Source organism: Achromobacter sp. Root83, from assembly GCF_001428845.1.
In the GTDB taxonomy this organism is placed as follows: Bacteria; Pseudomonadota; Gammaproteobacteria; order Burkholderiales; family Burkholderiaceae_B; genus Achromobacter.
In genome coordinates, this window is sequence record NZ_LMIU01000012.1 from 211,424 (window position 1) to 233,043 (window position 21,620).

The window sequence follows — 21,620 nt, forward strand, 5'->3', positions numbered from 1 at the left end:
ACCGGGAATCGGGGCGGTTTCAGGAATTTGCCGTGTGGTCCACGTGCGGGAAGGGTGTGGTTGAACCCGACCCGCTTTCGCGTGGTCCACACGTGCAGCGCATCCCGAAAACCGCCTTTCTTTTGTCTGTTTGAGGAGTCATCCGTGAAGCGACGTGTCGTCATCACCGGCCTGGGTATCATTTCCCCCGTAGGGAACGATCTGACCACCGCTTGGGACAATATCGTCAACGGACGTTCTGGCATCAGCCGCATCACCCGTTTCGATCCCTCGGCTATCACCACCCACATTGCTGGCGAAGTCAAAGACTTCGACATCAGTACCTATGTTTCGGCCAAGGAAGCCCGCCAGATGGATACGTTCATCCATTACGGCCTGGCTGCCGGAATGCAGGCTTGGCGCGATTGCGGTCTGGAAGTCACCGAAGCCAATGCAGAACGCATCGGCGTGATCGTGGGCTCCGGCATCGGCGGTCTGCCGCGCATTGAAGAAACCCAGGTCGAATATCTGGCCAAGGGGCCGCGCCGGATTTCTCCGTTCTTCGTCCCGGGTTCGCTGATCAACCTGATCTCCGGCCATCTGTCGATCACCTATGGCATGAAAGGCCCGAGCTACGCCGTCGTGTCGGCCTGCACCACCGGCCTGCATTGCATCGGCGATGCCGCGCGCCTGATCGAATACGGCGATGCCGACGTCATGGTGGCTGGCGGTGCCGAATCCACCGTGTCGCCGCTGGGCATTGGCGGGTTTGCCGCAATGCGCGCATTGTCCACCCGCAACGATGATCCTGAAACGGCTTCGCGTCCCTGGGACCGCGACCGCGACGGCTTCGTGCTGGGCGAGGGCGCCGGTGTTCTGGTGCTGGAAGAGTACGAGCACGCCAAGAAGCGCGGCGCGCGCATCTACGGCGAACTCGCAGGCTACGGCATGAGTTCCGACGCGCACCACATCACGGCCCCCGACAAGGACGGCCCGCGCCGCGGCGTCTTGAACGCCCTGCGCAACGGCGGCCTGAATGCGGACGACATCCAGTATGTCAACGCGCACGGCACGTCGACGCCCTTGGGCGACAAGAACGAAACCGACGCCCTGAAGCTGGCGTTCGGCGAGCACGCCAAGAAGCTGGTGGTCAATTCGACCAAGTCGATGACCGGCCACTTGCTGGGCGCCGCCGGCGGCATCGAAGCCGTGTTCACGACCATGGCCGTGTACAACCAGGTTTCGCCTCCCACGATCAACATCTTCAATCAGGATCCTGAATGCGATCTGGATTACTGCGCCAACGAGGCGCGGCAGATGAAGATCGACGTCGGCCTTTCCAACTCGTTCGGCTTCGGCGGCACCAACGGCTCCATGGCCGTTCGCCGGGTCTGATTTGGAAGGTCCGGTCCCGGGGCGTTGGTCGTTTCGCGTGCCTGTCGCGCAGCCCAGGGGCGCAATCGCGCTCTTCGGGCTGGCGTATGCCGCGGCAGGGGCCAGCGCCTTGACCGCGGCGTCCTGGTACGGTCACGCCTGGGCGGGCATCGCGACGCTTGCATGCCTGCTTGTGCTGGCTGGGCTGTTACACTCGGCACGGAGCACCCTGTCCCCGGTAACGGCATTGCGTACGGCGGCCGGGGCTGGCCGCTGGCAGATGCGCCGGCCCCAGGGCTGGCAAGATGCGGTGCTGCTGGATCAGCAGCGCGGCTTTGCCTGGCTGACGCTCACTTTGCAGCCTTTGCCCACCGGGAGTACGGCCTTCACCTCTAGCAAAATCACTCTTACCGTCTGGCGGCAGACGTTGCGACCCGAGTCCTGGCGGCGCCTGCGCCTGCTGGCGGGTACCGCGCGGCGTCCCCGTCCGGCGGTCCGCCCGCGGGAGACGTCATGAGCGAGCGCGAAGTCGACGCGGAGCTTGTCGCGCGCGTGCAGCGGGGCGACAAAAAAGCATTTGATCTGCTGGTGCTCAAGTACCAGCGCAAGATTCTCCGCCTGCTGGCCCGGATGATCCGCGACCCCTCGGAAATCGAGGACGTGGCCCAGGAGGCGTTCATCAAGGCCTACCGGGCCTTGCCGCAGTTCCGCGGCGACAGCGCTTTCTACACCTGGTTGTATCGTATCGCCATCAATACGGCCCGAAACTGGCTTGCATCGCAGGGCCGGCGTCCCAGCGCGCCGAATGCGATAGAAACGGAAGACGGTGAAACTTTTAACGAAACCGACAACCTAACCGATATAAGCACGCCGGAATCCATGGTTGCCAGCCGCGAAATCGCCGAAACGGTGAACGCCGCGATCGAGGAGTTGCCCGAAGAGTTGCGCACCGCAATTGTCCTGCGTGAAATCGAAGGTATGAGCTACGAAGACATCGCCCAAAGCATGGATTGCCCGATCGGTACGGTGCGCTCCCGCATTTTTCGTGCGCGCGAAGCCATCGCCACCAAGTTGCGTCCATTGCTTGACACCGATGTCGAGCGTCGCTGGTAAGGAGTGGCAGTCATGCAAACAGCAGCCAAGTCCGTTGTGATCACCGAGTCCTCCTGGGAGGAATCGGTTTCCGCCTGGATGGACGGAGAGGATTCCGACGATGTTCTTTCCAGTCTGTTGTCCAAAGAGGGACGTCAGACCTGGGACACCTATCATCTGATCGGTGATTCCCTGCGCAATTCCGACTTGGCGCTGACGCCCAGCGCGGCGTTCCAGGCCCGCCTCGCACGGGCGCTGGACGCGGAATTGCCCATCGTAGCGGCGCCCCGGCGCCGCTCGCCTTTGCGCGTCGGCCTGTCCGGCCTGGCCGTGGCGGCGGCGGTCGCGACGGTCGCCTGGGTGGCGCAGCCGTACCTGACGGGCGGACCGGCCACGGAAGTGCGGGTACTGGCCGATGCCAGCAACCCGGGTTCGGGCGCCGACGATTCGGGCTTGCGCGACTACCTCGAGGCCCATCGCCAGATGGCGGGTCCCAGCGCGGTGCGGCAGGTGTCGTTTGATGGCGGAGCGGGACGTTGATGGCGCTTGTGCTTCCGTCACGTTGGCCGGTGCTGGCACGTGGCGTCACTTGGCAGGCTCACCGCGCCGGCTGGCTCGCCGCCACGCTCCTGGCCGCGTTTCTTGCCGCGCACGACCCCGCGGCAGCCGCCGGTAATGCGCCGGCCAGCCAGACCGATGATGTCGTCCAGCTGCTGACGCGCATCCAGCAGGCGGCGCGCAAGCAGGACTACGCCGGCGTCTTCATGTATCAGCAAGGCGAGATGATCCAGTCTTCGCGCCTGGTGCACGTCATGGACGGCACGGGTGAGCGCGAACGCCTCGAGATCCTCGACGGCCAGCCGCGCGAGTACCTGCGCCACAACGACGATGTGCAGTGCCTGATTCCCGAACGCAAGACCGTGCTGGTGGAGCGCCGCCGCGGCGATCGCTTCCCCGGCTTGCTGCTGGGCGATCCGGCGAACCTGTCCGAACACTACAAGATCCGCACCGAGCCCGCGCTGCACCGCGTGGCCGGCCGGGAATGCCGGCTGATCACGATCGAGCCGCTGGACAAGCTGCGCTACGGCTATCGGCTGTGCGCGGACGTGGAAACCAACCTGCTGCTGAAGGCCCAGACCTTGAACGCCGCGCGCGGCGTGGTCGAACAGGTGTCCTTTACGTCGTTGCGCCTGGGTTCGGAAGTGGACCCTCAAACGCTGTCGTCGCGTTGGAATACGCGCGACTGGAAGGTGCTTGAGCCCAGCATGAAGCCGGTGGACCTGGCGGCTCAGGGATGGCGCATCCCGGCGCCCAAGGGATTCACGCCCATCATGCAGGTGGGGCGCTCCATGGCGCGCGGCTCTCCGGTGAGTCAGATGGTGCTGACCGATGGCCTGGCGGCCATCTCGGTGTTCATCGAGCCCTACGACAGCCAGCGCGACCATCATCCGCCCCACGGCGCGGCACAGCGCGGTTCGATCAATGTCTACAGCACGCGCATCGCGGACTTCTGGCTGACGGCCGTGGGCGAAGTGCCCGTGGCGACGCTGGAACAGCTTGCGGAAGCCACAGAATACGTGCCCGCCGCACCCGCGGCGGCAGCACCGGCGGGGGCTGGATCCAAGTGATCCGCTTCGCGCCGCAAGCAGTAATCTCGGAGTGACTTATGAAAGCAATGACGGTGTCGAACGCTTTTTTCCGGCGCTTTCTGGCGGTTGTCGCGGCGGGCGTGATGTTGTCCACCGCCTACGTTCCCGCGTCGGTCGCGCAGACACCGCCTCCGGCCGGGCTGCCCGATTTCACAACCATCGTTGAAAAGGCCGACCCCGCGGTCGTCAATATCCGCACCACGGCCACCGTGCCGGTGCGGGGCGGCGTGGGCCCTGGCGGCAATGATCCGTACGAACTGTTCCGCTGGTTCTTCGGCCCTGAATTTCAGCCTCCGGGCGGCGGCCAGCCGTCCCCCAATCCGCGTCAGCGCCCGCAGCCTTCCCAGCCGGAAGAGCGCACGGTGCCTCGTGGCGTCGGTTCGGGGTTTTTCATCTCGGCCGATGGCTACATCCTGACCAATAACCACGTGGTGGTGGATGCCACGGATATCTACGTCACCTTGACGGACGGCCGTGAATTCAAGGCCAAGGTCATTGGCACGGACGAGCGCACCGATGTGGCGCTTATCAAGATCGAAGCCAAGGATATGACCCCGCTGGTGATCGGGGATCCCAAGAAACTGAAGAAGGGGCAGTGGGTGCTGGCCATCGGTTCGCCGTTCGGCCTGGACTCCACCGTGACCTCCGGCATCGTCAGCGCCATCGGCCGCGACACCGGCGAGTACCTGCCGTTCATCCAGACGGATGTCGCGGTCAACCCGGGCAACTCGGGCGGTCCCCTGATCAACCTGGAAGGCGAGGTGGTGGGCATCAATTCCCAGATCATTTCGCGCAGCGGCGGCTTCATGGGCATTTCGCTGGCCATCCCGATCGACGAAGCCATGCGCGTGGTGGATCAACTGCGCACCACGGGCAAGGTCACGCGGGGCCGCGTCGGAGTGCAGATCGGCGAAGTGGGCAAGGATGTGGCCGAGGCCATTGGCCTGCCCAGGGCCGAGGGCGCGCTGGTCAGCAGCGTGGAAGCCGAGGGTCCGGCCGAACAGGCGGGCGTGCAGCCCGGCGACGTGATCCTGAAGTTCAACAACGAACCGATCAAGCGCTGGTCCGATCTGCCGCGTATCGTGGGCGAAACCAAGCCGGGCACGCGCGCCGACATGGAAGTCTGGCGCAAGGGCAAGAGCATGACGCTGTCGGTGAAGGTGGGCGAGATCCCGGCCGAGAAGACGGCTGCGGCCGGCAAGAAGGCGGCCCCGGCCCCCGAGCCTACCAACGCGCTGGGACTGGGCGTGGTGGATGTGCCTGCCGATGTCCAGAAGAAGTTGCGCATCAAGGGTGGCGTGCAGGTGAAGGTCGCCGAGGGCGTCGCCGGGAAGGCGGGCCTGCAGGAAGGCGATATTGTGTTGGCCCTGAACGACACCGACGTCACCAGCGCCAAGCAGTTCGCTGAACTCGTCGCCAAGCTCGACAAGGGCCGCGCGGCGGGCTTGCTGGTGCGCCGTGGCGACCAGACGCAATGGGTGGCGGTGCCCGCATCGAAGTGATGCGTCACGGCGCCCCGAAGGGGCGCTTTTTGCCTTGGGGCGGCCCTTCAGCAAAAAAAATGCCCAAGACCAGCTAAAATGGCTGGTTGCCGCAAGAGGGGGCGCCAGGCGCCCCCTCGTTTTTGCCCGGGCTTTCCAGCCCCAGCGCCCCTCACGTCTGCCGTGCGTATTCCGGCGGCGGTGTTTCCGGCAGTGTGCCGAGTGTTCCGTCCCTTATAATTTCAAGCATGCAGCATATTCGCAACTTCTCCATCATTGCCCACATCGATCATGGTAAATCGACCCTGGCCGATCGCCTGATCCAGCGCTGCGGCGGATTGGCGGATCGCGAAATGTCGGCGCAGGTTCTCGATTCCATGGAAATCGAGCGCGAGCGCGGCATCACCATCAAGGCCCAGACCGCCGCCCTGCACTACAAGGCGAAGGACGGCAAGACCTATAACCTGAACCTGATCGACACCCCGGGGCACGTGGACTTCTCGTACGAAGTCAGCCGTTCCCTGTCGGCGTGCGAAGGCGCGCTGCTGGTGGTGGACGCTTCGCAGGGCGTCGAGGCCCAGACTGTCGCCAACTGCTACACGGCCATCGAGCTGGGCGTGGAAGTCGTGCCGGTGCTGAACAAGATGGACCTGCCGCAGGCCGACCCCGAGGGCGCGCGCCAGGAAGTCGAAGACGTGATCGGCATCGACGCGTCGGAGGCGGTGCTGGCCAGCGCCAAGACCGGCATGGGCATCGACGAGATCCTCGAGACCATCGTTGCCCGCGTGCCGGCGCCCAAGGGCGACCCCGACGCGCCGTTGCAGGCGCTGGTCATCGACTCGTGGTTCGACAACTACGTGGGCGTGGTCATGCTGGTGCGCATCATCAATGGCGTGCTCAAGCCCAAGGACAAGATCCTGCTGATGGCCTCCGGCGCCACCCACCTTTGCGAGCAGACCGGTGTGTTCACCCCGAAGTCGCAGCAGCGCCCGCACCTGTCGGCGGGCGAGGTCGGCTTCATCATCGCCGGCATCAAGCAACTGGAAGACGCCAAGGTCGGCGATACTGTCACGCTGGCCAACAAGCCGGCCGCGTCGGCGCTGCCGGGCTTCAAGGAAGTCAAGCCGCAGGTGTTCGCCGGCCTGTATCCGGTGGAAAGCTCCGAATACGATCAGCTTCGCGACTCGCTCGACAAGCTCAAGCTGAACGACGCGGCGCTGATGTTCGAACCGGAAGTGTCGCAGGCGCTGGGCTTCGGCTTTCGCTGCGGCTTCCTGGGCCTCTTGCACATGGAAATCGTGCAGGAACGCCTGGAACGGGAATTCGACATGGACATCATCACTACCGCGCCGTCGGTGGTGTACGAGGTCGAGCAGCGCGATGGCTCCGTGATCACCGTGGAAAGCCCGTCGCGCATGCCGGAAGTGGGCAAGATCCAGGACATTCGCGAACCCATCGTGAAGGTCACGCTGTTCATGCCGCAAGACTACGTCGGCCCGGTCATGACGCTGTGCAACAACAAGCGCGGCTCCCAGGTCAACATGAGCTATCACGGCCGCCAGGTCCACTTGGTGTACGAGATCCCGCTGGCCGAGATCGTGCTGGACTTCTTCGACAAGCTGAAGTCGGTCTCGCGCGGCTATGCGTCGATGGACTATGAGTTTCTGGAGTACCGTTCGGCCGATGTCGTGCGCGTGGACCTGCTGATCAACAACGACCGGGTCGACGCGCTGGCGGTGATCGTCCACCGCAGCAATGCGCGCCACCGCGCCCGCGATGTTGTCACGCGCATGCGCGGCTTGATACCGCGCCAGATGTTCGACGTCGTCATCCAGGCGGCTATCGGCGCTGAAATCATCGCGCGCGAAAACGTGAAGGCGCTGCGCAAGAACGTGCTGGCCAAGTGCTATGGCGGCGACATCTCGCGCAAGAAGAAGCTGCTGGAAAAGCAGAAGGCCGGCAAGAAGCGCATGAAGCAGGTGGGCAGCGTGGAAATCCCGCAGGAGGCGTTCCTGGCCATCCTGCAAGTGGAAGACAAATAGAACCAAAAAGAAGGCGGTTAGCTGATGAGTTGGAACTTTGCCCTGATCTTGTTTGTTCTGCTGGTCCTGACCGGCATTATCTGGGTGCTTGATCTGGCGGTGCTGCGCAAGGGGCGTGAGCGCCGCGCTCAAGCGGCGATGGCGCAGTACGACGCCGCCCTGGTCGGCGACGCCCAGGAAGCCGAGCGCCTGCGCCGCGAGGCCGGCGATGCCGCGCGGCGCGTGCCGTGGTGGATCGAGTATGCGGTCAGCTTCTTTCCGGTCATCCTGTTCGTGTTCATGCTGCGTTCGTTCGTGGTGGAGCCGTTCCGCATTCCGTCGGGCTCCATGTTGCCCACGCTGCAATCGGGCGACCTGATCCTGGTGAACAAGTTCAGCTATGGCCTGCGCCTGCCGGTGATCGACAAGAAGATCGTCGACATCGGCACGCCGCAGCGCGGCGACGTGTTTGTATTCCGCTACCCCGTCGATCCGGACGTCGATTACATCAAGCGCGTGGTCGGTCTGCCTGGCGACGAAATCGCCTATCTGGACAAAAAGCTGTACGTGAATGGCGAATTGGTGCCGCATGTGCGCGACGGCGACTATTTCGAGCCGGACCGTGTTTCGTATATAGCCCAATATAAAGAGAAGTTGGGCGACGTTGAGCACAAGATCCTGCTGGATGAGGGCAAGCCGCAGGATTATTCGCCGATGTGGCAATTTCCCAACCGCGGAAACTGCCAATACAGCCGCAATGGGGTACGCTGCAAAGTACCGGAAGGGAATTTTTTCGCCATGGGCGATAATCGGGATAACAGCGCTGACAGCCGGTACTGGGGGTTCGTTCCTGAATCCAATATCGTCGGCCGCGCCTTTTTCATCTGGATGAACTTCAGCGATCTCAGCCGCATCGGCCGGTTCAACTGATTATGTCGCTAGCCACGCTAGAAACCCGCCTGGATTACCACTTCGGTGATGCAGCCTTGCTTGAACAGGCACTGACGCATCGCAGTCATGGCGCGCGCCATAACGAGCGGTTGGAATTCCTTGGGGATTCCGTGCTGAACTTCGTCGTGGCGGCGATGCTGTTCGAGCGCTATACCAAAATCGACGAAGGCGATCTGTCGCGCCTGCGGGCCAATCTGGTCAAACAGGCGTCGCTGGCGGATATCGCCCAGCGGCTGGAACTGTCCCAGTACCTGCGCCTGGGCGAAGGCGAATTGAAGAGCGGCGGCTTCCGCCGTCCTTCCATCCTGGCCGACACCGTCGAAGCGATTTTCGGCGCCGTCTTCCTGGATGCGGGGTTTGACGCCGCCCGTCGCGTGATCGTGCGCCAGTACCAGCCGGTACTGGCCACCGTAGACCCCAAGACCCTGGGCAAGGACGCCAAGACCTTGCTGCAGGAGTTCCTGCAGGGCCGCAAGCTGGCGCTGCCGTTGTACACGGTGGTGGCCACGCATGGCGCGGCCCACAGCCAGCAGTTCGAGGTCGAATGCGCCATCCCGGCGCTGGAGATCAAGGTTACGGCGCCCGGCGCCAGCCGCCGCGCCGCCGAGCAATCGGCGGCCAAGCTCGCGCTGGAGGCCGCGTTGGCCATCAGCCCGGCAACCAAGGCTGCCCGCAAGTCGGGCAAGGCGCGCAAAACCGCGCAATTGTCGCTGCCCGTGGCAGTGGCTCAAGAGACTAAATGAGCGATACCCCTTTTCGTACCGGCTTTATTGCCATTGTTGGCCGTCCCAATGTGGGCAAGTCCACGCTGACTAACGCCCTGATCGGCTCCAAGATTTCCATCGTGTCGCGCAAGGCGCAGACCACGCGCCACCGCATCCACGGGGTGCTGACCCGCGAACACGAGCAATTCGTGTTCGTCGATACGCCGGGCTTCCAGACGCGGCATGGCGGCGCGATGAACCGCATGATGAACCGCGTCGTGACCCAGGCCCTGGCCGATGTGGACGTCGTGGTGCATGTGGTCGAAGCCGGCAAATGGTCCGAGGGCGACGCCAAGCTGCTGCCGCTGCTGCCCAACCCGGAGCGCACGATTCTGGTCGTCTCCAAAATCGACGCCCTGAAGAACCGCGACGACTTGTTTGCCTTCGTTTCCAAGATCATGGCGCTGCATCCGTTTGGCGCCGTGGTGCCGGTCAGCGCCAGCAAGAACCAGCAGCTTGACCAGTTGCTGGAAGAGATCGCGTCCCGCCTGCCGGAAGGCGAGGCGATGTTCGAAGAAGACACGCTGACCGACCGCCCCATGCGCTTTATCGCCGCCGAACTGGTGCGCGAGAAGATCTTCCGCCTGGTCGGCGACGAACTGCCTTACGGCTGCACCGTCGTCATCGAGCAATGGGAAGAAACGGCCAAGGGCGCGAGCATCAACGCTTGCGTGGTGGTCGAGCGCGACAGCCACAAGCCCATCCTGTTGGGCACGGGCGGCATGCACATGAAGCGTATCGCCTCGGAGGCGCGGCAGGACATTGCCAAGCTGCTGGACAAGCCCGTACACCTTGAGGTCTACATCAAGGTGCGCAAGGGCTGGTCCGACCGCGAGGGTGCGCTGCGCGATCTGGGATATGAGTAGAAGGGCGCCTCGCGTCCAGGATCGTCCCGGATTCATGTTGCACGCCACCGCGTGGCGTGAAACCTCCCTGATCATTCAGACTTTTTCGCGCGATCATGGCTGCGTCGCCATGGTCGCGAAGGGCGCCAAGCGCCCTTATTCCGTTTTGCGCCCCGTGCTGTCCGCATTTCAGCCCTTGCTGCTGTCATGGACCGGCAACGGCGAAGTCAAGACGCTGACGCGCGCCGAGATCGCGGGCATACGTCCGCTGGCCGGCTCCGCGCTGATGTCGGCCTGGTACATGAACGAGCTGCTGCTGCGCCTGTTGCCCCGAGAGGACGCGCATCCGCTGCTGTTCGACGCCTACGACATGGCCTTGCAGCAATTGTCGGGCGGCACCCGCGCGGCGGGCGCGCTGCGGCGCTTCGAATGGACCTTGCTGCGCGAGACCGGATATGGCGTGGACGAACCTCCCCCCGATTTCGACGATCCGGTGATCGAGCCCGCGCTGCGCAGCGATCTGCGCGCGCGCCTGGCCGAGAACCTGGCCGGCCGCCCGCTGTCGACACGGCGCGTGCTGCTGGACCTGCAACGCATCTGAGCGTCGCGCGCCCGAGCCATGACCTTCACGCTCAAACAGGTCGAGACCTTCCGTACCGTCTATGAGACGGAGAGCGTGACCGCCGCCGCCCGGCGGCTGGATGTATCACCCGCGACGGTCAGCGCCACGCTGGCCGCGCTGGAAGCCAGTATCGAACTGCGCCTGTTCGAACGCGTCCGCCAGCGCATGCAGCGCACGCCCGAAGCCACCCTCCTGTACGAAGAAATCCGCCGCCTGAATGTCGGCCTGGAAAGCCTGGGGCGCAAGATCCGCGCGATCCGCGGCGCGGCCCAGCCGAGGCTGCGCATCGGCTGCATCCATGCGTACAGCGGGGTCATTGTCAGCGACGCCATCTCGCGCTTTCGCACGCGCTACCCCGACACACCGCTCTATCTGCAGATCCGCGATTCCAACACCTTGCGCGACATGGTGGTGTCGGGCGAACTCGATCTGGCGGCGGTCGCCGACGAATCGGAGCTGGAAGGCCTGCGCGGGCACCGCCTGGCCAGCCTGCGCGCGGTGGCTGTCTTTCCGGCCGGGCATGCGCTGGCGCGGCTCGACGCGGTGGAGTTCTCGCACCTGGCCGATGCGGACGTGATTCTTCTGAACGCGGAGGATGGCTCGCGCAAACGCCTGGACTCGCTGTTGCACCAGGCCGGCCAGAGCCTGCGGGTGGCCATCGAAACTCCCTATTCCAGCACCGTTTGCCAGCTGTCGCTGGCCGGCCACGGAGTCGGCATCGCCAATCCCGCGACGGCGCTGGGCATGGAGACGGCGGGCCTGTGTTACCGCCCGCTGGCGGCTCCCGTGCATTTCGAGTGCCACATGATCCTGCATGGGAGCCGGCCCTTGTCCGAAGCGGGCAAGTTCTGGGCCACCTGCCTGCGCGCGGCGCTGGCTCCGCTGGTCGAGCGTTTCGGCGTCTAGCTTGCACGGACGCCGATGGGCGCCTTCGTCAGCCCCGGCGCCCGTCGGACGTCAGCATCAGGACCACGGTCGACTCCGCATCCAGCACGCCCGCGCGCCTGAGCCGGGGCACGGCCGCCAGCGCGGCGGCGGAGGACAGTTCCGTGCCCAGCCCCATGTGTTCCAGTCTTTGCCGCGCCCGGACGGCGTCGGGGTCGGAGACCTCGACGGGCGCGCCGCCCGAGCGGAACAGGGCTTCCAGCGCTTGCAGCGTGCATGTGCCGCCGGCAATCGAGTACTGGTCGGTCGCGCCTTCCCACTGGCCCCGGGCATCGCCCGTGGCCAGGGCCCGCGACAGGCGGGCATAGGGCTCCACCGCGTGCAGGCGGGGCAGGCGCGCGACGCGTCCGCTTTGCAGCAGGTGCTGCCAGCCCAGGAAAATTCCCCAGAGCAGGTCACCCCGCGCGGTGGGCACGACGATGTCGGTGGGGACGCCGCAAACGTCCAGAATCTCCTGGGCGATGGGCTTGTAGCCTTCCACGCCATAGGGATGCGTGCCCACCGGCGGATTCAGGTAATTGGTGCCGGCGAACGCGCCGTGGTTGCGGCACAGGTCGGCCACGTATGGCCAGCGTCCCAGGCTGTCCTCGAAGATGCTGAGCCGCGCGCCGAAGCGCTCCATGGCTTCGCGCTGCAGGGGCGGGCAATTGCGGGTGATGGCGATATCGGCCTGCAGGCCGGCCGCGGCGCAATAGGCCGCCAGCGAGACGCCGGCATTACCGCTGGAAGCGGCCGCCACGCGGGACGCGCCAGCCAGGCGGGCGCGCGAAACCAGTTGTGCCGCCATCCGGTCCTTGTGGCTGCCCGTGGGATTTGCGCTTTCGCACTTGAGCCAGAGCTGGCCGACGCCTTCGGACCGCGCGAGCTCCTCGGCGGCCAGCATGGGCGTGGCGCCTTCACCCAGCGTGACGGGCGCCAGCACGGGCAAGGGGATGGCGCCGTCACGCGGGGAAGGGCCGTAGCGGCATTCCAGCGTGGCGGGATGGCGGGCCGCGAGGCAGTTGGGGCAGCCTTCGGGATAGTCGCCCGGTGGCCAAAGGCTTGCGCAGCGGATACAGCGCAGGCCGGTCAAGCTAGGGTTCATCTGCATGGGTCAGTACTTGGATGCAAGGGAGTCCAGGGGAAGGGCGGGCGCGACCTGCAGCAGGCAGTCGCCGTCGCCGCTGCGGGCGATGGCGCGCAGGCAGACCACGGTGCCCGCCTGCGGGCTGAGCAGGGCGCGCATGGGGGTGTCGGGGCGTGCGGGCTCGATCAGGCGGCCGATGTCCTGGCGCGCGGCGACGGATTGCCCCAGTTCGACGCCGGGCACGAATACGCCGGGTTCGCGCGTGCGCAGCGTGGCGGCGGGCGCATCCAGGTCATAGAGCCGGATCTCAGGATTGCGCGGCAGGGGATGGTCCGGCATCAGGCCCAGTTCGGCCAGACAGCCCAGCAGCCCCTCGCGGCAGCGCTCGGCAAGGCCGCGGCTGGTTTCCCTGCCGCCGCCGATTTCCGCGCTCAGGCGCAGGACGCCGTGGCGGCTGGCCGCGGCCGGCATGGAGCCGCTTTCGCCGCCGCGAAAGAACACGCAATGGGGCAACCCGAAGGCACGGGCCAAGGCGGGCAGGCGGGCGTCGTAGGCATCGTCGCCGTAGCGGGTGATCACCGACGAGGGCAGGTAGCGCAGGGATGCGCCGCCGCTGTGCACGTCCACCATTGCCTGCACGCGGGGCAGCAGCCGGGCTTCCAGCGCGGCCGCGATGCTTTCCGTATAGCCGCGCGCCGGCTCGCCCAGGAAGGCCCGATTCAGATTGCCGCCGTCGGAGGGCGACAGGCGCGTGCCGGCCAGCGAGGCCTCCGCGTTGACGGCCGGCAGCAGGAAGACCGTGCCGCGCTGCAGAATTTCCGGCAATTGGTGCCATAGGTCCAGCACTGCCGCCTGGCCTTCCCATTCGTCGCCATGCACGCCGGCGATCAGGGCGACAGCGGGGCCTGGCCCGGCCTCCACCCGCAGCATGGGGATCGTGATGCGCCGGTAAGCCGATTCGTTGGTAGCGGCGGCCACCGAGAAATCCTCCCGGCTTACCCGTGCCATGCGGATGCTCCCAGGCGGGCGCGGACCCGGCTCAATCCAGCGTGGCGGCCTTGATGATGCTTTCCCATTTGGGCAGCTCCTTGAGAATCTGTGTCTGGACGTCCTGGGGCGTGCCGCCCAGGGGTTCCTGGGACCGGCTGCGCAGTTCCCTGCTGACGCCATCTGAACGCAAGGCCTGGTTCATCGCTGCGTTCAGCCGGGAGATGACGGCGCGCGGGGTTCCAGCGGGTGCGACCAGCGCGCTCCAGGCCGACTGCTCGTAATCCGGATAGCCCTGTTCGGCCACGGTCGGCACATCGGGATTGGAGGCGGCGCGCTTGCGGGTGGTGACGGCGAGCGCCCGCAGCCGCCCGTCTTTCAGGTTGCCGATCAGAGGCGGCAGGTTTTCCATCATGGAGTCGACGTGGCCGCCCAGCAGGTCGGACAGTTGCGCGGCCGTGGCCTTGTAGGGAATCTGGCGGACGGCGGCGCCGGTTTGGGCAATGAACAGTTTGACGCCCACCTCGCTGGTCGTGCCGGGATCCGCCGAGGTCATGGTCAGGCGGTCGGGCTGGACACGGCTGGCGTCGATGAAACTCTTCAGGTCCCGATAGGGCGAGGCGGCATTCACCACGATGACGTTCGGGGTTTCCGCGACCAGGCCTATCGGCGCGATATCGCGATCCATGTCATAGAGCTGCTGCTTGAACAGGAAACGGTGCAGCACCAACGTGCCTACATGGGCATAGCCGATCGTGTAGCCGTCGGCCGGGGCGCGCACCACGGCCTGGGTCCCGATGCGGCCGCCCGCGCCGACCCGGTTCTCGACGACCACGGGCTGGCCCAGCAGCCGGCTCATTTCCTGGCCGATGAGGCGCGCGGTGATGTCCGCGTTGCCGCCGGCGGCGGCGGGCACGATCAGCGTGATCGCGCGTTCCGGGTAGTCGGCTTGCGCGCCGGGCGCGGCAAGGCAAAGCAACAGGGCGGCAAGGCAGGCGGTGCGTTTCATGACGATTCCCGAGGCGTTGAGAGCTGCGCCATTGTGCGGGCGCATCGCGCGGAATCCGTTTGCTTTTATGAGATGGATGTTCGAAAAAAACTAATGGATGTCTGCATTGCGCCGATCGGCCCGCTTGCCCAGGCCATGGCCCAGCGCAGCCGCGCCCAGCGCGACCGCGGCGCCCAGCAGCGCGATCAACGCCGCGCCGTACCCCAGCATGTCCAGGCCCGCCTTGACCCAGCCGCTGGCGGCGTCGCCGCCCCGGTAGACCACGGTGTCGATGACGTTCTTGGTTTTGTACTTGTCTTCGGGCGAGACCGCCGTGAACAGCATTTCGCGGCCGGGCCGGATCAGGGCGTACTCGCCGGCACGGCGCAGGATCATGGCGGCCGCCAGCACGCCAAAGACGGGAAACGCCGCCAGCGCCAGGAATGCCAGCGCGACGGCAAGCGGCACCGCGGTCAGCAGGAAGCGCAGGCCCAGGCGGGCGGCCACCCGGCCGGTGATGAAGATCTGCGACAGCAGCGCCAGCGTCTGCACGGTGAAGTCCAGCGCGCTGAAGACGCGGATGCGCTGGGCCGTATCCGGGAAGGCGTCGGCGACCAGGCGGGCCTGCTCCATGTAGAGAAAGGTATTGAGCGTGGCCAGCAGCACCACCAGTAGCGAGATGCCCATGAGGTAGCGCGAGCGGAAAATGCGCGAGATCCCGCCGAGGACCGTGCCTTCGATAGGGCGCTGTATTGCTTCCAGGCCGATATCGGTGCGCGTGGCGGCCCGCCAGCGCAGCAGCCATTGCTTGAGCGGCAGCGTGGCCGTCAGCAGCAGCGCGGACAGCACGAGCAGCCCGGCCGGACCCAGCGCGCCCGCCAGCAACGCACCGAGCAACGGTCCGCACAATCCCCCGGCGCTGGCGCCGGCGGCGATCAGGGCAAACAGCCGCTTGGCCGATTCCATGCGGAACACGTCGGCCATCAGGCTCCAGGCGATGGAGACGACAAACAGGTTGAAAACCGACAGCCACACATAGAAGGCCCGCGCGGCCCAGACGCTGCCGGGTTGCAGATGAAGCAAGGCGGCGAAGCCCAGCATGGTCAGCGCGAAGACGCCGTAGACCCAGGTCACCAGGGTGGCGCGGGGCACGCGGGCCGATAACCAGCCAAACAGCGGCACCACGGCCAGCGTGGCGACAAAGGTGGCGGTGAACAGCCATTGCAACTGGTTCACGCCAGCCTGGATGCCCATGGTTTCGCGGATCGGGCGCAGCATGAAGTAGCCGCAGAACAGGAAGAAGAAAAACGCGAAGCCGCAGGCGGCGGGCGCCAGTTCCTCATCCCGTATCCCAAAGACCCGCGCCGCCCCGGCGCGCCAGGATAGGGGAACGGCTGCCATCGCGTCAGGCCAGCAGGGCGGCGATGCGCTCGCGCATGGCGGCGCCGGGTTGCCGGCCGAAGCCGGCCCGCGCGTTGTCCGCCATGTTGGCGGGTTTGGACGTGGCGGGAATGACGGCGGTGACGGCGGGGTGGCCGATGATGAACTTCAGGAAGATCTGCGCCCAGGACGTGCAGTCGATGTCCGCCGCCAGCTTGGGCAATGCCTTGCCCTTCACCTGGCGGAACAGCGCGCCGTCCTCGAAGGGCCGGTTGATCAGCACCGCGACCCCGTTGGCCTGGCAGGCGGGCAGCAGGCGTTTTTCGGCGCTGCGCGCACCGACGGACAGGTTGATCTGCAGGAAGTCGGGCTTTTCCCGTTCGACCAGGCTCGTGAGCTCGTCGTGGGCATGGTCGGTGTAGTGGGTGATCCCGATATAGCGGGTCAGGCCCTGCTGTTTCAGTTCGCGCAGCAGCGCGAGCTGGTTGCGGGTGTCGATCAGGTTGTGGACCTGGATCAGGTCCAGCTTGTCGCTGCCCAGGGCTTGCTGCGACTGCCGCACCTGGCGCAGCGCCGATTCGTGGCCTTGCGTGCTGATCTTGGTGGCCAGGAACACGCGGGCGCGCAGGCCGCCCTGGCGGGCCAGCAGCGCACCGGTGACGGCCTCGGCCTGCCCGTAACTGGGCGCGGTATCGATAAGGCTGCCTCCTGCCTGCATCAGCGTGTCGAGCACCTGCGCCAGGGGCGCCATGGCAGCGGCGTCCCCGGTGGACACGTTGAAGGTGTCTGCGGTGCCCAGTCCGATGACGGGCAGCGCTTCACGGGAGGACGGAATGCCGCGGGTCAGCATGGCGGGCGCAGGGGTCAACGCCTGTACGGTCCACGCGGGGCTCAGCAAGGCGGCGCTGGCGGCGGTCTGAAGAAAGTGGCGGCGGTCCGGCATGGCGAGGCTCCGTCAGGGCAAATGGCGGGGGCAATGAAAAAGGCCTACATGCGAATGTAGGCCCTTGGGTACTGGTATGGCGACTGGCGATTACTCGCGGTTGCCGCCGAAGATGCCCAGCAGCATCAGCAGGTTCGAGAAGACGTTGTAGACGTCGAGGTAGATGGCGAGCGTGGCGGAGACGTAGTTGGTTTCGCCGCCGTTGACCACGCGCTGCAGGTCGACCAGCATGAAGGCCGAGAACACGACGATGGCCATGACCGAGATGGTCAGCATCAGCGCGGGCAGCTGCAGGAAGATGTTGGCCAAGGCCGCCACCAGGATCACCACGGCGCCGATGAACAGGAATTTCTGCATCCCGGACAAATCGCGCTTGATGGTCGAGGCCAGCGTGGCCATCGTGCCGAAGACGATCGCGGTGCCGCCGAAGGCCGTCATGACCAGTTGGGAGCCGTTGCTCATGCCCATCACGAAGCCGAGCAGGCGCGACAGCATGATGCCCATGAAGAACGTGAAGGCCAGCAGCAGGACCACGCCCATCGAGTTGTTCTTGTTTTTCTCGATGGCGAACATCATGCCGAACGCGCCCACCAGGAACACGATGGCCGACAGGCCGGGGCTGGCGCCCATGACGCGGTTGATGCCCGTGTAGAGGCCGACGGCGGCGCCCAGCACGGTGGGGATCAGCGACAGGGCCAGAAGCCAATAGGTGTTGCGCAGGACCTGATTGCGAGCGACCTCGCCCGGCGCGCCGGCGACCTGGCCGGAACGGTTAAAAGGGGACGGACGATATTCGTTCATTGAGGACTCCTGTGTAAGACAAATATGATGATTGCCTAGAAAGCTTAGATGCGAAGAATACCTTACGGTTCCCTGAAGAATCCAATTTTGGAAGATTTAGGCCCCCGGCTGGACCTTTGTAGGACGCCTTAACCGGGCCTGACCGCGTTCAGTACCCGGGCCACGATGGCCGGCAATTCCGCGTCCATGCGGGCCTGGATTTGCTCGATGGCGTCGGCCAGGGCCTCGCGCATGAGCTGTTCCACCTCGGCCTGCAGGCGGGCGGTCAGCACGGTCGCGTCGGGCAGCGGCGCTGCTGGCTGCGGCGCGGCGGCCAGCGGTTGGGGGGACGCCGAAGCGCCGGCGTCATCCGCCATGTCCGTCAGGACGGGAAACGCGTCGTCAGCATAAGCCAGTCCGGCGTCGTCGGCCAGTTCCGTCAGCACGGGTGCGTCGTCGTCGCCGGCGGGGCCATATAGAGAGGGCTCGGCCCGCTGAGTGAGGGTCGGGATGCCAGGGTCGATGGGGCGAGAGGGCATGGGAACTCCCGAAGTTCAATAAGATGCGGCGGGGCAAAGAGGGCGTTCAGCCGCCCGGGGCCTGGCGGCTGAGATCGTGGCTTTGCGGCGTATGCCCGGCCGTCTGGTAGATCCGCCAGCGCTGCCGGGCGGCCTGCTTGTCTTCCGGGTCATCGGAGACGATTTCCAGCAGGCGTTCGAAGGCCTCGAATCCCGGGGGGCAATCGTCGTCCAGATTCAGCAGCCAGGGCTGGGGCTGGCCGTCGGGGCCCGCTGCCTGCGCGGCCTCAAGCGGATCGCCGGCCGTCAGCACCACGGGGGTGTCGGACGCCAGCGGGTCATTGGCCAGCACATGGGGCACGAAGGCCGTGTCGTCGAAGGCCCAGAGCATGCGGTCGAACGCAGCCAGGCGTGTACCGTCCTTACAGTACACCACCAGGCGCTGGCCTGCCAGGAAGCGTTTGCGCACGACCTGGCAGGCCATGCGCAAACGGTCAGGCGCGCCGAAGGCGAAGTCGATGCGCGTCATGCGGGCTTCCGTTGCAGGCGTTTCAAGCCTGATCCAGCAGGTACTGCATCAGCAGGGGCACGGGGCGGCCGGTGGCGCCCTTGTCCTTGCCGCCGCGCCAGGCGGTGCCGGCGATATCCAGGTGGGCCCAGGGGTAGGCCTTGGCGAAGCGCGACAGGAAGCACGCCGCCGTGACCGCGCCGGCCGGCGGGCCGCCGATGTTGGCGAGGTCCGCGAAGTTGGACTTGAGCTGTTCCTGGTAGGCGTCGTCCAGCGGCATGCGCCACGCGGTGTCGAGCGACTGGCGGCCGGCGGCCGAAAGCGCATCCGCCAGGGCGTCGTCCTTGGAGAACAGGCCAGTGTTGACGTTGCCCAGGGCCACGACGCAGGCGCCGGTCAGCGTGGCGATGTCGATCACGGCGGACGGCTTGAACCGCTCGGCGTAGGTCAGCGCGTCGCACAGGACCAGCCGGCCCTCGGCGTCGGTGTTCAGGATTTCGATCGTCAGGCCGGCCATGCTGGTGACGACGTCGCCCGGCTTGTTGGCCTTGCCGCTGGGCAGGTTCTCGCAGGCGGGAATCAGGCCCACGACATCCAGCGGCAGTTCAAGTTCGGCCAGGGCGCGGAACGAACCCAGCACGCTGGCGGCGCCGCACATGTCGTACTTCATTTCGTCCATGGTGGCGGCGGGCTTGAGCGAGATGCCGCCGGCATCGAACGTGATGCCCTTGCCGACCAGCACGATCGGGCCCTGCGCGCCCTTGGCGCCCTTCTTGGCCGTCTTGAGGCCGGCATGGCGCAGGACGATGAAGCGCAGCGCTTCTTCGGAGCCGCGGGCGACCGACAGGAACGAACCCATGCCCAGCGCCTCGACCTGTTTGCGGTCCAGGACTTCCACCTTCAGTGATTTGAACTCGCGCGCCAGGCGCTTGGCGGTGTCGCCCAGGTAGGTGGGCGTGCAGATGTTGCCCGGCAGATTGCCCAGCGTGCGGGTCAGTTCCATGCCGTTGGCGATGGCGCTGCCCTCGCGCAGGCCTTTCTGGGCCTGGGCCGCGTCGGCGCGCTCGACGACCTGGACGATCTTCTTGAGCTTGGGGCGGGCGTCGCGGTCGGGCTTGCCGAAGCTGGCGTCGTAGTGATAAGTGGCATTGCCGGCCGCAATGGCGGCGCTGCGCGCGCGCGCGGCGACGGCGACGTCGGTGACCGGGTTGGAGACCAGCGTGGAAACGCCTTCGGTGAGTTGGGCTGCCACGCAGGCCGAGGCAAAAGCCTGCTCGGCCGACGCATGGATGCGGGCCGAATATTCATCTTGCTTGCCCAGACCGACAAGCACCACGCGCTGCGCGGTAACGCCCGGCAGGCTGCGCAGCGTCAGGGTGGAGCCGGCGCGGCCGCGGAACTCGTTCTTGACCACGGCGCGCACGGCGCCATTGGAAGCGCGGTCGATGAGATCGGCGGCGGGGCTCAACACGCCATCCGCGTACACGCCCACGGCAAGGGCGGCGGTTTTGACTTGGTGCAGGGAAGCAGTGGTCTGTGTGCTAAATTCCATGAGGGTTTCCCGTGTGCGTCTGTGTATGATGCGGTCGATTATCCCGCATATTCTCCCATGTCTCTATTTAAACGCTCTGTCGTCAGCGAGATCACCAGTCACGCTGGCGTTGTCTTTTCCACGTTGCTCGTCGTGTGGCTCAGCGTGCTTCTCGTGCGCCTGCTCGGCGAGGCCGCGGGCGGCAACATCGGAGCGGACGTCGTGCTGGTGCTGGCCGCGCTGTCGACCATCACCGCGCTACCGACCATTCTGGCGGTCTCCATCTTCATCGCGGTGCTGACCACGGTGACTCGCAATTACCGCGAGTCCGAAATGGTGGTGTGGTTCGCCAGCGGCCTATCCCTTGCCGATTGGCTCAAGCCCGTGCTGCGCGTCGCGGTTCCCGTGGCGGTGGCGGTGGCGGGCCTGACGCTGGTGGCGTCGCCCTGGGCCTATCGCCAGATCGGCGAATACCACGAGCGCTTCGAGCAACGTTCCGACCTGTCCAAGGTCACGGCCGGCCAGTTCGCCGAGTCTTCCGGCGGCAACCGCGTGTTCTTCGCGGAAGATCCCGTCCGTCCCGAGGACGAGCTCGGCAACGTGTTCGCGCGCGAGGTCGGCCCCGAATGGCTGAGCGTGCTGACCGCAAGCAGCGCGCACAGCGAGACCCAGCCCAACGGCGACCGCTTCCTGGTGCTTGGTGAAGGCCACCGCTACGACCTGAAACCAGGCACGCCCGAAATCCGGCTGGTGCATTTCGAAAAATACGGCCTGCGCCTGGAAAGCAAATCGGGCGACGATCCCGTGGCCGAGGCCCGCGCGGCGGCGGAACGTTCTTCCAAGGCGCGCACCACGCAGCAGCTCATGGAAGACAACACCGACAGCAGCTGGTCGCAGGTCATGTGGCGCATTTCCCTGCCCTTGGCTGCGCTGAACCTTGCGCTGCTGGCCATTCCGCTTGGCGCGGTGAATCCGCGCCTGGGGCGTTCGGGCGACCTGCTCATCGCAGGCCTGGTGGGCCTGCTCTACATGAACATGATCAACCTGTCGCGCGCCTGGATCTCCAGCGGCAAGCTCAGTTTTGGCATGGGCGTGTGGGCGATCCACGGCGCGGTCGCGGTGCTGACCGTCTTCCTGCTGATGCGGCGTTTGCGCGTGAAGGCCCCCAAGAACAGCGCGTAATCATCTTGGCTGAC

Annotated in this window: 21 protein-coding genes; 12 read left to right on the forward strand and 9 right to left on the reverse strand. The window is 65.9% G+C overall.

The window, feature by feature from the left end; genetic code table 11:
- Positions 1-144 precede the first annotated feature (144 nt).
- The 11 genes from fabF (at position 145) to ASE30_RS13385 (ending at position 11,684) form a co-directional block, all read left to right on the forward strand.
- Complete coding sequence (fabF, locus tag ASE30_RS13330) at positions 145-1,374, forward strand: beta-ketoacyl-ACP synthase II (RefSeq protein WP_057284780.1); 1,230 nt, start codon at positions 145-147, stop codon at positions 1,372-1,374.
- Between the two features lie 492 nt (positions 1,375-1,866).
- Positions 1,867-2,466 carry an RNA polymerase sigma factor RpoE gene (rpoE, locus tag ASE30_RS13340; RefSeq protein ID WP_057284782.1) on the forward strand — a complete coding sequence of 200 codons (600 nt, stop codon included), beginning with the start codon at positions 1,867-1,869 and terminating at the stop codon, positions 2,464-2,466.
- A gap of 12 nt (positions 2,467-2,478) precedes the next feature.
- Positions 2,479-2,985, forward strand: a complete 507-nt coding sequence (locus tag ASE30_RS13345; protein ID WP_057284783.1) for a sigma-E factor negative regulatory protein — start codon at positions 2,479-2,481, stop codon at positions 2,983-2,985.
- Entirely contained in the window at positions 2,985-4,073 is a 1,089-nt protein-coding gene (locus ASE30_RS13350; protein WP_057284784.1) for a MucB/RseB C-terminal domain-containing protein, read from the forward strand. Before ASE30_RS13345 ends, ASE30_RS13350 begins: the two co-directional genes overlap by 1 nt.
- 38 nt (positions 4,074-4,111) lie before the next feature.
- Positions 4,112-5,596, forward strand: a complete 1,485-nt coding sequence (locus tag ASE30_RS13355) for a DegQ family serine endoprotease (protein WP_057284785.1) — start codon at positions 4,112-4,114, stop codon at positions 5,594-5,596.
- 227 nt (positions 5,597-5,823) lie between these two features.
- The gene (gene lepA / locus ASE30_RS13360) at positions 5,824-7,617 is read left to right on the forward strand and encodes a translation elongation factor 4 (protein WP_057284786.1); all 1,794 of its coding nucleotides are present in this window, start codon (positions 5,824-5,826) and stop codon (positions 7,615-7,617) included.
- A gap of 24 nt (positions 7,618-7,641) precedes the next feature.
- Positions 7,642-8,526, forward strand: a complete 885-nt coding sequence (gene lepB, locus ASE30_RS13365) for a signal peptidase I (RefSeq protein ID WP_057284787.1) — start codon at positions 7,642-7,644, stop codon at positions 8,524-8,526.
- 2 nt (positions 8,527-8,528) lie between these two features.
- Entirely contained in the window at positions 8,529-9,290 is a 762-nt protein-coding gene (gene rnc, locus ASE30_RS13370; protein WP_057284788.1) for a ribonuclease III, read from the forward strand.
- Entirely contained in the window at positions 9,287-10,177 is an 891-nt protein-coding gene (era, locus tag ASE30_RS13375; protein ID WP_057284789.1) for a GTPase Era, read from the forward strand. Before rnc ends, era begins: the two co-directional genes overlap by 4 nt.
- Positions 10,170-10,757 (forward strand): DNA repair protein RecO, encoded by a 588-nt coding sequence (gene recO / locus ASE30_RS13380; protein ID WP_057284790.1) that lies wholly within the window; start codon positions 10,170-10,172, stop codon positions 10,755-10,757. Before era ends, recO begins: the two co-directional genes overlap by 8 nt.
- 18 nt (positions 10,758-10,775) lie before the next feature.
- Positions 10,776-11,684: a LysR family transcriptional regulator gene (locus ASE30_RS13385; protein ID WP_057284791.1), complete on the forward strand. Its 909-nt coding sequence runs from the start codon at positions 10,776-10,778 to the stop codon at positions 11,682-11,684.
- Positions 11,685-11,712: 28 nt separating this feature from the next.
- Here ASE30_RS13385 and ASE30_RS13390 read toward each other — a convergent pair whose 3' ends face one another.
- The 9 genes from ASE30_RS13390 to ASE30_RS13430 all read right to left on the reverse strand — a co-directional run bounded on the left by ASE30_RS13390 (position 11,713) and on the right by ASE30_RS13430 (position 20,445).
- On the reverse strand, positions 11,713-12,813 hold the full coding sequence (locus tag ASE30_RS13390; protein WP_057284792.1) for a pyridoxal-phosphate dependent enzyme: 1,101 nt from the start codon (positions 12,811-12,813) through the stop codon (positions 11,713-11,715).
- A gap of 3 nt (positions 12,814-12,816) precedes the next feature.
- Positions 12,817-13,797, reverse strand: a complete 981-nt coding sequence (locus ASE30_RS13395) for a succinylglutamate desuccinylase/aspartoacylase family protein (RefSeq protein WP_057284793.1) — start codon at positions 13,795-13,797, stop codon at positions 12,817-12,819.
- 31 nt (positions 13,798-13,828) lie between these two features.
- Positions 13,829-14,785: a tripartite tricarboxylate transporter substrate binding protein gene (locus ASE30_RS13400; protein ID WP_057284794.1), complete on the reverse strand. Its 957-nt coding sequence runs from the start codon at positions 14,783-14,785 to the stop codon at positions 13,829-13,831.
- A 90-nt stretch (positions 14,786-14,875) separates the two neighbouring features.
- Entirely contained in the window at positions 14,876-16,165 is a 1,290-nt protein-coding gene (locus ASE30_RS13405; protein ID WP_057284795.1) for an NTP/NDP exchange transporter, read from the reverse strand.
- A 4-nt stretch (positions 16,166-16,169) separates the two neighbouring features.
- Positions 16,170-17,087 carry an aldo/keto reductase gene (locus ASE30_RS13410; protein WP_057284796.1) on the reverse strand — a complete coding sequence of 306 codons (918 nt, stop codon included), beginning with the start codon at positions 17,085-17,087 and terminating at the stop codon, positions 16,170-16,172.
- Positions 17,088-17,177: 90 nt separating this feature from the next.
- Positions 17,178-17,888, reverse strand: a complete 711-nt coding sequence (locus ASE30_RS13415) for a Bax inhibitor-1/YccA family protein (RefSeq protein ID WP_057284797.1) — start codon at positions 17,886-17,888, stop codon at positions 17,178-17,180.
- Between the two features lie 128 nt (positions 17,889-18,016).
- The gene (locus ASE30_RS13420; protein ID WP_057284798.1) at positions 18,017-18,406 is read right to left on the reverse strand and encodes a hypothetical protein; all 390 of its coding nucleotides are present in this window, start codon (positions 18,404-18,406) and stop codon (positions 18,017-18,019) included.
- Positions 18,407-18,452: 46 nt separating this feature from the next.
- On the reverse strand, positions 18,453-18,914 hold the full coding sequence (locus ASE30_RS13425; RefSeq protein ID WP_057284799.1) for a DNA polymerase III subunit chi: 462 nt from the start codon (positions 18,912-18,914) through the stop codon (positions 18,453-18,455).
- Between the two features lie 22 nt (positions 18,915-18,936).
- A complete protein-coding gene (locus ASE30_RS13430; protein WP_057284800.1) occupies positions 18,937-20,445 on the reverse strand; it encodes a leucyl aminopeptidase in 1,509 nt (502 codons plus the stop codon).
- A 57-nt stretch (positions 20,446-20,502) separates the two neighbouring features.
- On the opposite strand from ASE30_RS13430, the gene lptF reads away from it, so the two are divergent.
- Positions 20,503-21,606, forward strand: coding sequence for an LPS export ABC transporter permease LptF (lptF, locus tag ASE30_RS13435; RefSeq protein ID WP_082601573.1), 1,104 nt, complete (start codon positions 20,503-20,505; stop codon positions 21,604-21,606).
- Positions 21,607-21,620: the final 14 nt, after the last annotated feature.